The sequence below is a fragment of the Dyella psychrodurans genome (assembly GCF_003363265.1).
GTDB lineage: Bacteria > Pseudomonadota > Gammaproteobacteria > Xanthomonadales > Rhodanobacteraceae > Dyella_B > Dyella_B psychrodurans.
This window is the reverse complement of record NZ_QRBF01000010.1, coordinates 14,388-28,574: the sequence shown is the minus strand read 5'-3', so window position 1 is coordinate 28,574 and position 14,187 is coordinate 14,388. Positions and strand designations below refer to the sequence as shown.

12 protein-coding genes are annotated in these 14,187 nt (G+C 62.3%); 8 read left to right on the top strand and 4 right to left on the bottom strand.

Annotation, left to right across the window (positions count from 1 at the left end; all coding sequences use genetic code 11):
* The first annotated feature begins 59 nt into the window (after positions 1 to 59).
* Positions 60 to 965, top strand: coding sequence for an AEC family transporter (locus DWU99_RS19400; RefSeq protein WP_199535872.1), 906 nt, complete (start codon positions 60 to 62; stop codon positions 963 to 965).
* Here DWU99_RS19400 and DWU99_RS19395 read toward each other — a convergent pair.
* On the bottom strand, positions 962 to 1,570 hold the full coding sequence (locus DWU99_RS19395; RefSeq protein ID WP_115479746.1) for a trimeric intracellular cation channel family protein: 609 nt from the start codon (positions 1,568 to 1,570) through the stop codon (positions 962 to 964). The two genes, DWU99_RS19400 and DWU99_RS19395, sit on opposite strands and share 4 nt — an antisense overlap.
* Before the next feature lie 93 nt (positions 1,571 to 1,663).
* Between DWU99_RS19395 and DWU99_RS19390 the strand changes: the two genes are divergently transcribed.
* The gene (locus DWU99_RS19390) at positions 1,664 to 2,068 is read left to right on the top strand and encodes an RNA-binding S4 domain-containing protein (RefSeq protein WP_115479745.1); all 405 of its coding nucleotides are present in this window, start codon (positions 1,664 to 1,666) and stop codon (positions 2,066 to 2,068) included.
* Positions 2,069 to 2,185: 117 nt separating this feature from the next.
* Entirely contained in the window at positions 2,186 to 2,749 is a 564-nt protein-coding gene (locus DWU99_RS19385; protein WP_115479744.1) for a response regulator, read from the top strand.
* 106 nt (positions 2,750 to 2,855) lie between these two features.
* Here DWU99_RS19385 and katG read toward each other — a convergent pair whose 3' ends face one another.
* The 3 genes from katG to mutS all read right to left on the bottom strand — a co-directional run bounded on the left by katG (position 2,856) and on the right by mutS (position 8,280).
* The gene (gene katG / locus DWU99_RS19380) at positions 2,856 to 5,045 is read right to left on the bottom strand and encodes a catalase/peroxidase HPI (protein WP_115479743.1); all 2,190 of its coding nucleotides are present in this window, start codon (positions 5,043 to 5,045) and stop codon (positions 2,856 to 2,858) included.
* Between the two features lie 76 nt (positions 5,046 to 5,121).
* On the bottom strand, positions 5,122 to 5,262 hold the full coding sequence (locus tag DWU99_RS21050; RefSeq protein WP_158543368.1) for a hypothetical protein: 141 nt from the start codon (positions 5,260 to 5,262) through the stop codon (positions 5,122 to 5,124).
* A 444-nt stretch (positions 5,263 to 5,706) separates the two neighbouring features.
* The gene (gene mutS, locus DWU99_RS19375; protein ID WP_115479742.1) at positions 5,707 to 8,280 is read right to left on the bottom strand and encodes a DNA mismatch repair protein MutS; all 2,574 of its coding nucleotides are present in this window, start codon (positions 8,278 to 8,280) and stop codon (positions 5,707 to 5,709) included.
* Positions 8,281 to 8,371: 91 nt separating this feature from the next.
* On the opposite strand from mutS, the gene DWU99_RS19370 reads away from it, so the two are divergent.
* The 5 genes from DWU99_RS19370 (at position 8,372) to alaS (ending at position 13,945) form a co-directional block, all read left to right on the top strand.
* A complete protein-coding gene (locus tag DWU99_RS19370) occupies positions 8,372 to 8,881 on the top strand; it encodes a CinA family protein (RefSeq protein WP_115479741.1) in 510 nt (169 codons plus the stop codon).
* Positions 8,882 to 9,004: 123 nt separating this feature from the next.
* Positions 9,005 to 10,039, top strand: coding sequence for a recombinase RecA (recA, locus tag DWU99_RS19365; RefSeq protein WP_115479839.1), 1,035 nt, complete (start codon positions 9,005 to 9,007; stop codon positions 10,037 to 10,039).
* 2 nt (positions 10,040 to 10,041) lie between these two features.
* On the top strand, positions 10,042 to 10,671 hold the full coding sequence (locus DWU99_RS19360; RefSeq protein ID WP_115479740.1) for a short chain dehydrogenase: 630 nt from the start codon (positions 10,042 to 10,044) through the stop codon (positions 10,669 to 10,671).
* A gap of 55 nt (positions 10,672 to 10,726) precedes the next feature.
* Positions 10,727 to 11,224 (top strand): regulatory protein RecX, encoded by a 498-nt coding sequence (locus DWU99_RS19355; RefSeq protein WP_115479739.1) that lies wholly within the window; start codon positions 10,727 to 10,729, stop codon positions 11,222 to 11,224.
* A gap of 84 nt (positions 11,225 to 11,308) precedes the next feature.
* Positions 11,309 to 13,945, top strand: a complete 2,637-nt coding sequence (gene alaS, locus DWU99_RS19350; protein WP_115479738.1) for an alanine--tRNA ligase — start codon at positions 11,309 to 11,311, stop codon at positions 13,943 to 13,945.
* Positions 13,946 to 14,187 lie beyond the last annotated feature (242 nt).

Genomic DNA, 14,187 nt, shown 5'->3' with positions numbered 1-14,187 from the left:
AGCGTAGGAAAGCAGGGCGGCCTCTATACTGAGGCCGCCTTTTTCGTTTCAGGAAACCGATGAGCGCACTGCTTTTGTTGTTTGCCTGCCTCGTGCTCGGCATGGTCGTCGCGCGCTGGGCGAAGCCGCCCGCGGGCGCGGTGCCGGGCATCAACTGGTGGGTCATCAACGTCGCATTGCCCGCACTGGTGCTTGATCTCATCCCGCGCGTGAAATTCGATGCCCAGCTATGGCTGCCCGTAGCAGCGATGTTCATCGTGTTTGGTGGTGCATGGTTGTTGTTCGGTTTGCTTGGTCCGCGCCTGGGCTGGTCGCGCGGACGTATTGGCGCGCTGACGCTGGTATGCGGACTGGGCAACACCTCGTTCATGGGTTATCCGATGATCCAGGCCTTGCACGGTCAGGCAGGGCTGTCGCTGGCGGTGGTGGCGGATCAGCTCGGCACCTTTCCGCTGCTTGCATCGGGTGGCGTGATGGTGGCTTCCATCTATGCAGGGCGTAGCGCGAGTGCAGGCGTCATTGTGCGCCGCATACTGACGTTTCCCGCGTTCGTGGCGCTGATCGCGGGCATTGTCGCCGGTGTCCTCGGCGGCTGGCCCACCGCGTTGCATGATGTGTTTGCACCGCTGGGCGCAACACTCACGCCGCTGGCGTTGTTCTCTGTCGGCATGCAGTTCCGCTTTCAGCTGGGCAGGGGACAAGCCGACGCGCTTGCGCTGGGCCTTGGATGGAAACTGCTGCTGGCGCCGCTGCTGTGCTGGTTGCTGGCGCGCGCATCCGGCGTTGGCGGATTGGTGATGACCGTCAGCGTGCTTCAGGCAGCGATGGCGCCGATGATTTCGGCAGCGATACTTGCCGACGAATACGAACTCGATCCGCAAATCGCCAATGCCGTGCTGGGTGCGGGCATCGTGCTGTCCTTGCTGACGATACCGCTTGGAAACGCACTTTTACCCGCGAATTAATGCAACGCGTGAAGTCGAGGCAGATGCATGCCGAAGACCACGGCCATGACACGCACGCCAAGGATCACCACCACTCCCACGCCGACGGCCAGGCTTCGTGGCGTGCTCAACTTCTGCAACAACAGATACACGACGATGCCCGCGATCGCCGCGGTCGCGTAGAGATCCTGCGTGAAGATCAATGGAACACGCGCGCTCATCACATCGCGCAGCATGCCGCCTGCCGTACCGGTCATCGCGCCCATCAGCACCACGATCAAGGGCGACAGGCCCGCGCTTTCCGCAATCTGGGCGCCGCTGATGGCGAATAGCGCAAGGCCCAGCGCATCGGCCATCAGCAGGCTGTTTCCCGGCGGCGGAAGGAACACGATGTAGATCATGGTCAGCGCCGCGGCGATGAGAATGACCAGCAGATAACGCGCATCGCGTATCCAGAAGATCGGGTGGCGATTGAGCAGCACGTCGCGCAGGGTGCCGCCGCCGATCGCGGTGAGGGCGGCCAGCGCGAAACCTCCCAGCAGATCGAGCCCCGACCGCGAGGCGGCGAGCACGCCGCTGACCGCGAAGACCGCAACACCGATCAGGTCGAGCAAATAGAAGAGCATTCCGGCCCCTTGTGCGCGAATATTGTCAGCCTGGTGCAAGTTTAGTGAGCGACTCCATCGCGTGGAGCCGGCAATGAATCGATAATGCCACCGATGAAACACGCAACGACTGAAGAACTCACCGAAGTAAGGGCCGATGTTTGGCTTTGGGCGGCCCGCATGTACAAGACGCGCAGCCTGGCCAAACAGGCGATCGACGGGGGCAAGGTCGACGTCAATGGCGCCGGCTGCAAGCCCGCCAAGGTCTTGCACGTGGGGGACAGGGTTCGTTTGACTCGCGGCGAAGAGCGGCTGGAGCTGGAAATCCAGGCGCTTTCCTTGCAACGCGGACCGGCTAGCGTGGCCGAGTCGCTTTATCGCGAAACCGAAGCGAGCCGCACGACGAGGGAACAGGCGCGCGAGCAGCGTCGCCTATCCGGATCCGGACTGAATCGCCCTCCGACGCGTCCAAACAAGCAGGAACGTCGAGAACTGCGACGGCTTAAGGACTCCTCATGAGCAGCACATCTCAGAAATCCCTTTGAATCTGCGGGAATATCCTTCCAAACACAGGCGGTATGGCGCGATGGGCCGCTGAAATAACGCATTTGGAAGTTGCAGGGTTAAGGGGAAGCCATGAACGGGATCGAATTCTTCAAGCGTTTGCTCGGCAATCATGCGCCGCAGGCCGTCCAGCAGGGACGGACGCTGCAGGCCACTCTGGGCACTCGGATGTTTGTGGTGGACGACTCGCCCACGATTCGCGCCGTGCTCGGCAAGCTGCTCGGACAGGAAGGTTATGCCGTGCAGAAGGCGGTCGATGGCGAAAGCGCGATCGAATTGGCCAAGGCCGAGCAACCCGATCTGATCTTCCTCGACATCGTCTTGCCGGGGCTCAATGGTTTCGCCGTGCTTCGCGCCTTGCGCCACGATCCGCTTACGCAACACATCCCGATCGTGATGATCAGCGGCAACCAGCAGGCCACCGAGCAGTTCTACGTGCAGCGCTTCGGTGCCGACGACTTCATCAAGAAGCCGTTCGGTCAGCGCGAAGTGCAGCAAAGCATTCATCAATTGGTTTGCGCGGGCCGCCTCTCCGCTCGCGCAGCAGCACCTGTAACACCAGTGACGGCCGTGCCTTCCGAAACCGTCACGCCATACCAGGAGATCCGCAGCACGGTCTCGGGCATGGCCGCCTGATTCACTCCCGCAGCAAGCCGCCTGACTTCAGACGGAAACGCCGCAACGTGGGGACGCTGCGGCTTTTTTTTCATTCCGTGTTCCCTGGCTCGCGCCTGGCACGCACTTACGCAAGGTCGAAGCGATCGTGGTTCATGACTTTGTGCCACGCCGCTACAAAGTCATGGACGAATTTCTCCTTCGCGTCCAAAGCCCCATAGACTTCCGCCAAGGCACGAAGCTCGGAGTTCGAGCCGAAGACGAGATCGACACGCGTGCCGGTCCATTTGACTTCACCGGTCTTGCGATCGCGCAGCTCGAACACGTCTTTATCGTCGGAGACTGGTTTCCACTCCGTGCCCATATCGAGCACGTTGACGAAGAAGTCGTTGGTCAACGCCTCCGGCTTCTTGGTGAAGACACCATGCTTGGTATGTCCAACGTTGGTGTTCATCGCACGCATGCCGCCCACCAGCACGGTCATCTCGGGCGGGGTCAATTTCAGCAAGTTGGCCTTCTCCACCAGTAGCGTTTCAGCCGGTACGGGGGGCTTGCCCTTGATGTAATTGCGGAAACCGTCAGCGACCGGTTCGAGCACCGCGAACGACGTCACGTCGGTTTGATCCTGAGAGGCGTCTGTGCGCCCGGGCGAGAAGGGGACGGTGATATTTACGCCTGCATTCTTCGCCGCCTGTTCGACGCCGGCGCAACCGGCCAGGACGATCAAGTCGGCGAGCGAGACTTTCTTGCCGCCGGACTGCCCGCTGTTGAACTCGTGTTGGATACCTTCGAGCGTCTTCAGCACTTTCGCCAGTTGCGCAGGCTCGTTGACCTCCCAGTCCTTCTGGGGTGCCAAGCGAATGCGTGCGCCGTTTGCACCACCGCGCTTGTCGGTGCCCCGGAAGGTCGACGCGGAAGCCCACGCCGCCGACACCAGCTGCGAAACGGGTAAACCCGAGGCCAGGATCTTGGCCTTGAGGGACGCAACATCCTGAGCATCGATCAGCTTGTGATCGACTGCGGGAACCGGGTCCTGCCAGATCAGTGCTTCGGCGGGCACTTCCGGGCCGAGATAGCGGGCGCGCGGCCCCATGTCGCGGTGTGTCAGCTTGAACCACGCACGAGCGAAGGCGTCGGCAAGCTGGTCCGGATTTTCGTAGAAGCGCCTGGAGATCTTTTCGTAGGCCGGATCGATGCGCAGGGACAGATCCGTCGTCAGCATGGACAGTCCTCGACGCTTTGACGGATCGCTTGGATCCGGTATGGTCCCGGCGCCCGCATCGCCCTTGGGCTTCCACTGATGCGCGCCAGCCGGGCTCTTGGTCAGCTCCCATTCGTGACCGAACAAATTCTCGAAGAAGTTGTTGCTCCATTGGGTCGGCGTGGTGGTCCAGGTCACTTCCAGGCCACTGCCGATCGCATCACGGCCTTTGCCGGTGCCGAAGCTGCTCTTCCAGCCGAGACCCTGTTCCTCGATGCCGGCCGCTTCCGGCACGGGACCCACGTGGGACGTAGGGCCGGCGCCGTGGGTTTTGCCGAAGCTATGGCCACCCGCAATCAGCGCGACCGTCTCTTCATCGTTCATCGCCATGCGGGCGAAGGTCTCGCGAATATCCGTGGCTGCCGCGAGCGGGTCGGGGTTGCCGTTCGGGCCTTCCGGATTCACATAGATCAGACCCATCTGGACGGCACCGAAGGGTTTTTGCAGATCCCGCTTGCCTGAGTAGCGATTGTCGCCCAGCCAAGTGGTCTCGGAGCCCCAGTTGATGTCCTGGTCCGCTTCCCAGACGTCCTCGCGTCCAGCGCCAAAACCGAAGGTCTTGAATCCCATCGATTCCAGCGCGACGTTGCCGGTAAGAACGATCAGATCGGCCCAGGAAATTTTCTGGCCGTATTTCTGCTTGACCGGCCACAGCAGCCGGCGTGCCTTGTCGAGGCCGACGTTGTCGGGCCAACTGTTGAGCGGAGCGAAGCGTTGCTGGCCAGAGCCTGCGCCGCCACGGCCGTCGCCGATGCGGTAGGTGCCCGCAGCGTGCCACGCCATGCGGATGAACAGCGGGCCGTAGTGACCGAAATCCGCCGGCCACCAGTCTTGCGAATCGGTCATCAGCGCCTGGATATCTTTCTTCAGCGCGTTGTAGTCGAGGCTCTTGAACGCTTCGGTGTAGTTGAAGCTCTCATCCATCGGATCCGACTTGGTCGAATGCTGGCGCAAGATATTCAAGTTCAGCTGGTCGGGCCACCAGTCCCGGTTGGTCGTACCGCTACCGGCGGTGATGTGATTGATTGGGCACTTCGATTCGATTGCGGCTGACATGGCTTATCCACCTTTGGTCGTTGGCGTCCTGCTGATCTATGCGTGTTGCATACGGAAATCGAAAAGTGACGGGCTCTTAACTCATCGCCTCCAGTGCCGCACGCGCGTTTCGATGAGGGGCGGCCCTGCATCGGCGGCGGGCCAGCGAGGTAAAACGGTTGCGGCTATCGGAAGCCTGCGCGTCATAGGTGATGGGCGTATACCGTTCGCTGCTCATGGCGGTTCCCTTTGCGCGGCGGAGTTTGTGGCTGGCGTCGGCTGGCTAGGAGCGAATCTACGCATTCTGCTCAGCCACCGGAATTTGATATTTCTAATGCATTCCATAGGAGCGGGCTATCACCAGAACAGGTGATTACAAGCATGAAGAAATGCAGTGATATCGCGGTTTCATGTCAAAAGCCGCATCGCCGGCGAACATGGCCGACAAGCGGGCCTTGTTGGCGTCACTCTTTTTGGGGGGGGCAGACGCCGACTTCTGAGTGTTGTGCGCGTCTTGTAAACCTTCAGTGAAAAGCGGCTTTACAAATAGCGAATGGGCGACGCTCAGCGGCCAGGGCATGACAAAACAACGCCCTCCATGGCGAATAGTGCGGGAGCGAGGGATGCGATGCCGTTTGCGTCGAGCTTGTCTATTGCGCAAGCCGCTGGCGCATGCGGGTTTTCAAGAGAGCGACTTCAGCCGATAAAGTGCTTCGAGCGCCTCGCGAGGTGTCATGGCATCCAGGTCCATGGTTTTCAGCTCGCGTTCCACGATGGAGGGCGCGGCTGCGAACAAGCCCAGTTGCGGAGATGCGGGTTCTTCCCTGGCAGGTGATGCAACATGCGCGTGCATGCCGCGCTCCAACTCGGCTAGCGTACGTCGCGCATCGGCAATCACCGATTTGGGCAGGCCGGCCAGCGCGGCCACTTGCAATCCGAAGCTGCGATTGGCGGGGCCTTCCTTTACGGCATGCATGAAGACCAGTTGGTCGCCGTATTCGACGGCGTCCAGATGCACGTTTGCAATCGTGGAATACTCCGATGCAAGTTCGGTCAGTTCGAAATAATGCGTGGCGAACAAGGTGTACGCGTGACTGGTGGCCGCCAGATGCACAGCGGCCGCGCGTGCGAGCGCAAGGCCGTCGTACGTGCTGGTGCCGCGGCCGACTTCGTCCATCAGAACGAGGCTTTGTGGCGTGGCGTTGTGCAGGATATTCGCCGTTTCGCTCATTTCCACCATGAAGGTGGATTGGCCGCGCGACAGATCGTCGCCCGCGCCGATGCGCGTGAAGATGCGGTCGACCGGACCGATGGCGGCCCGCGCCGCCGGCACGTAGCTGCCAATGTGCGCCAGCAGCACGATCAACGCATTCTGTCGCATGTAGGTGGATTTACCGCCCATGTTCGGGCCGGTGATCACCAGCATTCGGCGGTCGTCGTCCAGCGCGAGGTCGTTCGGTTCGAACGGTTCCTCGCGAACTTTCTCCACCACCGGATGACGGCCGCGTTCGATCGCGATGCCGGCGACATCGGTGAGTTCGGGAGCACTCCAGTCGAGTGCTTCGGCACGTTCGGCCAGCGTGCAGAGCACATCGAGCTCGGCCATCGCGGCGGCAGCGTGCTTGAGCGGCTCCAGCCGTTCGGTAAGCGTATCCAGCAAGGCTTCGTACAAGGCGCGCTCGCGCATCAGCGAACGCTCCTTGGCGGAGAGCACCTTGTCTTCGAAGGTTTTCAGTTCTTCGGTGATGTAGCGCTCGGCGTTCTTGGTGGTCTGGCGGCGCGTGTAGTGCGTGGGAGCTTTGTCGGACTGTGCCTTGGTGATCTCGATGTAGTAACCGTGCACGCGGTTGTAGCCCACCTTCAGCGTGGGAATGCCGCTGGCGGCTTTCTCGCGCTCTTCCAGCTCGACCAGATATTGGTCGGCATGCGTGGCGAGGCGGCGCAACTCGTCCAGTTCGGCGTCGTAGCCGTCGGCGATGATGCCGCCGTCACGAAGCAGTACAGGTGGCTGCTCGGCAATGGCATGCTTCAACAACTCCGCGCTCGCCGCGTGATCGCCGATGCCATCGACGAGATCGTGCAACAGCGGGCTGTCGACGGAGCTTATCGATGCGCGCAAGGCCGGCGCTGCGGCCAATCCATCGCGCAGCGTGGAGAGATCGCGCGGCCGGGCCGAGCGCAACGCGACGCGTGCGAGGATGCGCTCCAGATCGCCGATGCCGCGCAGCTGATCGCGCAAGGCTTCGTAACAGCGCGTTTCGATCAGCGCGCCGACAGCCTGATGGCGGCGACGCAGCGTTTCGCGCGAACGCAGCGGACGATTCAGCCAACGCCGCATCAGACGCGCGCCCATCGGCGTCACGGTTTCATCCAGTACACCCAGCAATGTGTGCTCGGTGCGCCCGCTTGGGTGTGTGTCCAATTCCAGATTGCGACGCGTGGCAGCATCCAGCGCGATCGTTTCGCTGGCGCTTTCCACCGCCATGCCCGACAGGTGCGGCAGCGCACTTTTCTGGGTTTCTTCCACATAGCCGAGCAGGCAGCCCGCGGCGGCGATGGCGAGCGGCATGTTGTCGACGCCAAAGCCGCCGAGATCGCGCGTGCCGAAGAAACGATTGAGTTCGCGTCGTGCGGCATCGCTGTCGAAATGCCACGGCGGCCGCTTGCGCAGGCCGGGCAGGGTGCTGACCAGTTTCGGCCACGCGACATCTTCACCGACCAGCGTTTCCGCGGGCTGCAACCTCGCCAGCTCGGCGGCGAGCGCTTCGGCATTCGACACTTCGCTCAGCAGGAATCGTCCGCTGGAAAGATCGACCCACGCCAGGCCGTAGCTGCCGTGCGCGCCGGCTGCGATCGACAGCAGGAGATTGTCGCGACGTTCCTCCAGCAGCGCTGCATCGGTCACCGTGCCAGGTGTCACGATGCGCACCACTTTGCGTTCCACCGGGCCCTTGGCGAGCGCGGGATCGCCGATCTGCTCGCAGATCGCCACCGACTCGCCCAGTCGCACCAGCTTGGCCAGATAATTCTCGACGGCGTGATACGGCACGCCGGCCATCGGAATCGGCTGGCCCGCCGACTGGCCACGTTGCGTCAACGTGATATCGAGCAACCGCGCCGCCTTGCGTGCGTCGTCGTAGAACAGCTCGTAGAAATCGCCCATGCGGAAGAACAGCAGCACGTCCGGATGCGCGGCCTTGGCCGCAAGGTACTGACGCATCAGAGGGGTGTGCAGGGAAAGTTCGTCCTGATTCATTCGGTCAAGTCTTGGCGTCGTGGCGCGGAAGGGGTACAAGAAAAGCTTCGCGCCGGAAAAATGGGGCGTCGAGAGAATTGTGGAGTCTCGCATGGAGTTGTCATCCGTTCCTACTGATGCCGAATTGGCAGCGTGGGCAACCCAAGTCGCCGACGATGTGCAGCGGGGCAGGCTGATGCTGGTGACAGCCGAGTCCTGTACTGGCGGCTGGATTGCCAAGGCGCTGACTGATCTGCCGGGTAGCTCGGCCTGGTTCGATGCGGGCGTGGTTACGTACAGCTACGCCGCCAAGGAATCCCTGCTGGGCGTCAATCGGAGCACGTTGGAACGCACCGGCGCGGTCAGCAGGGAAACAGCGCTTGAAATGGTGTCCGGCGCGTTGGTGCGCTTCGACGCAGGCGTGGCGGTTGCGGTGACGGGCATCGCCGGTCCCACCGGCGGGACGCCGGAGAAGCCCGTGGGCACGGTGTGGATCGGCTGGCAGAAGCGCGGCGGCGAAGCGCGCGCCAGGTTGTTCCAATTTGCCGGCGACCGCGAGGCGGTGCGGCGGCAAACCGTGGCGGCGGCGCTCATCGGCATACGCGAAACGCTGACCGGTTGAGTAGAAATTAGCCAGCTGACCGGCTTGACCGATGTGGGATACTCAGGTTCTGCATGATCCCAGTCCGTGAGACGGCAAGGGGGCATCATGCACGCCATATTCACCACGACCGGAATCAAGACGATGGATGACAACAAGCGCAAGGCGCTCGCTTCTGCCCTCGGCCAGATCGAGAAGCAATTCGGCAAAGGCGCCGTGATGCGTCTGGGCGACCGCACCGACGAGAGCATCGAAACCGTGTCCACCGGCTCGCTGGGCCTGGACATTGCGCTTGGCGTCGGTGGCTTGCCGCGCGGCCGTGTCGTGGAGATCTATGGTCCGGAATCCTCGGGCAAGACCACGCTGACCCTGCAGGTGATCGCCAACTGCCAGAAGAACGGTGGCACGGCGGCGTTCGTCGATGCCGAGCATGCGCTGGATCCGAGCTATGCGCAGAAGCTTGGCGTGAAAGTGGACGACCTGCTCGTGTCGCAGCCCGATACCGGCGAACAGGCACTGGAAATCGCGGACATGCTGGTGCGCTCCGGCGCGGTGGACGTGGTGGTGGTCGACTCCGTCGCCGCACTTACGCCGAAAGCCGAAATCGAAGGCGAAATGGGCGACTCCCACGTCGGCCTGCACGCGCGTCTGATGAGCCAGGCCTTGCGCAAGCTCACCGCGAACATCAAGAAGTCCAACTGCCTGGTGATCTTCATCAACCAGATCCGCATGAAGATCGGCGTGATGTTCGGCAACCCCGAAACCACCACCGGCGGCAACGCGCTGAAGTTCTACGCCTCCGTGCGCCTGGACATCCGCCGCATCGGCGCGGTGAAGAAAGGCGAGGAAGTCATCGGTTCCGAGACGCGCGTAAAGGTGGTCAAGAACAAGGTGGCGCCGCCGTTCCGCCAGGCCGAATTCGAGATCCTCTACGGCGAGGGTACCTCGCGCGAAGGCGAGATCATCGAGCTTGGCGTGGCGCAGAGCCTGATCGACAAGTCCGGTGCGTGGTACAGCTACAAGGGTGAGCGCATCGGCCAGGGCAAGGAGAACGTGCGCCAGTTCCTCCGGGACAATGCAGCGATCGCCGACGAGATCGATCGCGAGCTGCGTGCGCGTCTGCTGGTGAATGGCGGTGGCGCGCCGGCATCTTCCGAAGAAGCGCTGGAAGAGGCCTGAGCATGAGCGAGCGGCGCTTGCGGATTCTTGTTGTCGGTGCGTCCGGCACGCTGGGAAAAGCGGTCGCCGCCGAGCTTGCGCAACGCCATGAAGTGATGGCTGCCGGACGCAACTCCGGCAGCATCCGCATCGACCTGACCGATGTCCAGAGTATTGGCCATGCGCTGAAACAAGCGGGCGAACTGGATGCCGTCATCAGTGCGGCGGGCAATGTGACGTTCGCGCCGCTCGCAGATTTCAAGCCTGCGCCGTATGGCGAATCGCTGCACACGCTGGGCATCGCGGACAAATTGCTGGGGCAGGTGAATCTGGCGCTGGCTGCACGCGACCATTTGCGTGGTGGCGGTTCCATCACGCTCACGACGGGCATTCTGTCGGAGCAGCCTATCGTGGCGGGTAGTTCCGCCAGTCTGGTCAACGGTGCCGTGGAAGCGTTTGTTCGCGCTGCCGCTGTCGAAATGCCGCGCGGTCTGCGTATCAATGTCGTCAGCCCTACTGTGCTGGTCGAAGCCATGCCGGCGTACGCGCCGTTCTTCCGTGGATACGAACCCGTGACCGCTGCAAGGGCTGCGCTGGCCTACAGTCGTAGTGTGGAAGGTGCGCAGACTGGGCAGATCTATAAGGTTTTCTGACGTTGTTTTTCGCTCCATCTCTCCTGCGGGGAGAGGGAGTTGAGTTCGCGACATCATGAAAAAACGTGGCGACAATCCCGATGCAAAACCCAAACCCAGTGCCTACAGCAAGGCGCTGGGCATGCTTGCGCGTCGTGAGCACTCCCGCCGCGAACTGCGGCAGAAACTGGATCGGGGCGGCTACGCCCGCGATGAAGCCACGGACGCGCTGGATCGCCTTGGCGAGCAGCACTATCAGGACGATGACCGCTTCGCCGAGGCGCTCATCCGCAATCGTTCCGCGCAGGGCTATGGCCCGATGCGCCTCCGCGCGGAACTGAAAAGCCATGGTCTGGCGGACGCGCATACTCGCCGGTTGCTCGATGCCGCCGACATCGACTGGGCCGCTTTAGCCGCAGGTCAACTGCGTCGCCGATACGGTTCCGCCGGGGCTGCAGACCCCGCCGAACGCGCCCGCAGGGCGCAATTCCTCTTGCGCCGAGGCTTTCCCGCCGCCACAGTACGGGATGTAACCCACGCCGACGTGGACGACGCTGCCGACGAAACCCCTTGATGTCCACGCTTCTGGCTGGCTGAACGGGCGGTTCGAAGGGCGCCGCGACGTCGCGTCCTTATCGTTCTTAAGCCCCCGAACCGCATGAAAACCGCCGATATCCGCTCTGCTTTTCTCGACTATTTCCGCGCCAAGGATCACACCATCGTGCCCTCCAGCTCGCTGGTGCCGGCCAGCGACCCGACCCTGCTGTTCACCAACTCGGGCATGGTGCAGTTCAAGAACGTGTTCCTGGGCAGCGAGAAGCTGCCATACGTGCGCGCAGCCGATGTGCAGCGCTGCCTGCGCGCGGGCGGCAAGCACAACGATCTGGATTCGGTCGGCTACACCGCGCGTCATCACACTTTCTTCGAGATGCTGGGCAACTGGTCGTTCGGCGACTACTTCAAGCGCGATGCGATTCGCTATGCGTGGGAATTGCTGACCGTCGTCTTCAAGCTGCCGGCGGAAAAATTGTGGGTCACCGTCTATCACACCGACGACGAGGCCTACGGCATCTGGAACAAGGAAATGGGCGTGCCGGCCGAGCGCATCGTGCGCATCGGCGACAACAAGGGCGCGCCGTTTGCGTCCGACAATTTCTGGCAGATGGCCGACACCGGTCCTTGCGGTCCGTGCACCGAAATCTTTTACGATCACGGCCCGGGAATTGCCGGCGGCCCGCCCGGCTCGCCCGATGAGGATGGCGATCGCTACATCGAAATCTGGAACCTGGTGTTCATGCAGTTCGACCGTGCGCCCGACGGCACGCTGTCGCCGCTGCCGGCGCCGTGCGTGGACACGGGCATGGGCCTGGAACGTCTCGCCGCCGTGCTCCAGCATGTGCATTCCAACTACGAGATCGACCTGTTCCAGCACCTCATCAAGGTCGCTGCAGAACTTACGAATACGAAGGATCTTGCCAACAAGTCCCTGCGCGTGATCGCCGATCACATTCGCGCCTGTTCGTTCCTGATTGTCGACGGCGTGCTGCCTTCCAACGAAGGCCGTGGCTATGTGCTGCGTCGAATCATCCGCCGTGCGTTGCGCCACGGCTGGATGCTCGGCGTGCGCGGCGATTTCTTCTGGAAGATGGTGAAGCCGCTCGTCGAAGAAATGGGCGGGGCTTATCCGGAGCTTGTCGCGAAGCAGTCCTTCGTGGAGGAGGCGTTGCGCACGGAAGAGCAGCGCTTCGGCGAAACGCTGGAACACGGCATGCGCGTGTTCGATGACGTGGCGAGCAAGTCGGGCACGACCATTCCCGGTGAAGATGCTTTCCGTTTGTACGACACCTACGGCTTCCCGGTCGACCTCACGGCGGATATCGCGCGCGAGCGCGGCCTGAGCATGGACATGGCCGGTTTCGACCTTGCGATGGAACAGCAGCGCGAACGCGCGCGCGCCGCCAGCCGCTTCGAGGCCAAGGGCCAGATGCCGGCGGAACTCGCCAGCCAGCTCAAGCCGACCGTATTCCTGGGTTACGAGGCGTTGTCGGGCCAGGCCTGCAAGGTCGTCGGCATCGTGCGTGCCGGCAAGCAGATCGATCAGCTCAATGAAGGCGAAGAAGGTCTGGTGATCCTGGATCGCACACCGTTCTACGCCGAATCCGGTGGCCAGGTGGGCGACACGGGCAGCTTGTCGAATGGCGCGGGCCGTTTCGATGTAGCCGATACGCTCAAGATGGGCGGCGTGTTTTTTGGTCATGCCGGTCGCTGGCATGGCGCGCAACCGTTGCGCACGGGCGATCACGTGGATGCTGGCGTGGATACGTCGCGTCGCCAGGCGATCGTGCTCAATCACTCCGCGACGCATTTACTGCACGCAGCGTTGCGCAAGGTGCTGGGCACTCACGTCACACAGAAAGGTTCGCTGGTTGCGCCGGATCGCCTGCGTTTCGACTTCTCACACTTCAAGCCGCTCAGTCGCGAGGAACTGGCGCAGATCGAAGCGCTGGTCAACGCTGAAGTGCGTCGCAACGCGGAGGCTGAAGTGCGTCACATGGCGTACGACGATGCCATCGCCTTCGGTGCCATGGCTCTGTTCGGCGAGAAGTACGGCGACGAAGTACGCGTGCTGAAAATGGGCGAATTCTCGACCGAACTCTGCGGTGGCACGCATGTCGGCCGGACGGGCGATATCGGTCTGTTCAAGATTGTCAGCGAGGCAGGCGTGGCTTCCGGCGTGCGCCGTATCGAGGCGGTGACGGGCGCTGGCGCATTGGCGTACGTGGTGGATGAAGAGCGTCGTCTCGGCGAGCTTTCGCACTTGCTTTCCAGCACGGGCGACGACGTCACCGAGAAGCTTCGCCAACTGCTGGACCGACAGAAAAAACTGGAACGCGAATTGGAATCGCTGCGTGCCAAGGCCGCAGGTTCCATGACCAGCGATCTCGCCAGCAGCGCACGCGATGTCGATGGCATCAAGGTCGTTGCAGCGCGATTGGAAGGCCTGGATGCCAAGGCGCTGCGCGATGGCGTCGATCAACTCAAGCAGCAACTTTCCGATTGCGTGATCGTGCTGGCGGGCGCGGCGGATGGCCGTGTTTCACTTGTCGCCGGCGTCCATGGCAAGGCCACCGGACGCATCAAGGCGGGCGATGTGGTGGCGCACGTCGCAGGCCAGATCGAAGGCAAAGGCGGCGGTCGCCCGGACATGGCGCAAGGCGGTGGCCTTGACAAACCGCAATTGCCCGACGTCCTGGCAGGCACGGTGAATTGGATCGATCAACAACTCGCTGGTTGACGCGCTGCGTATGGACCACATGTCAAAATTATGTGTAGATTGCACCCAGCGCAGACGCTCGGCTAGTATCGGTTAGATTGGTGTCGCTGGTTGCGCTAGTGTTGTACGCGGTGAGTTGTCTTTCGAGGCATCTCGAAGTGTTTGGAGCCGGGGAAGGCGGTAAGGCCTTTGACGGACGCAAGCGTCAGAAACTGCATGGTGCTGTGCTCAGGGGTGAGGCGACACCACGTAGATGGCCTGTG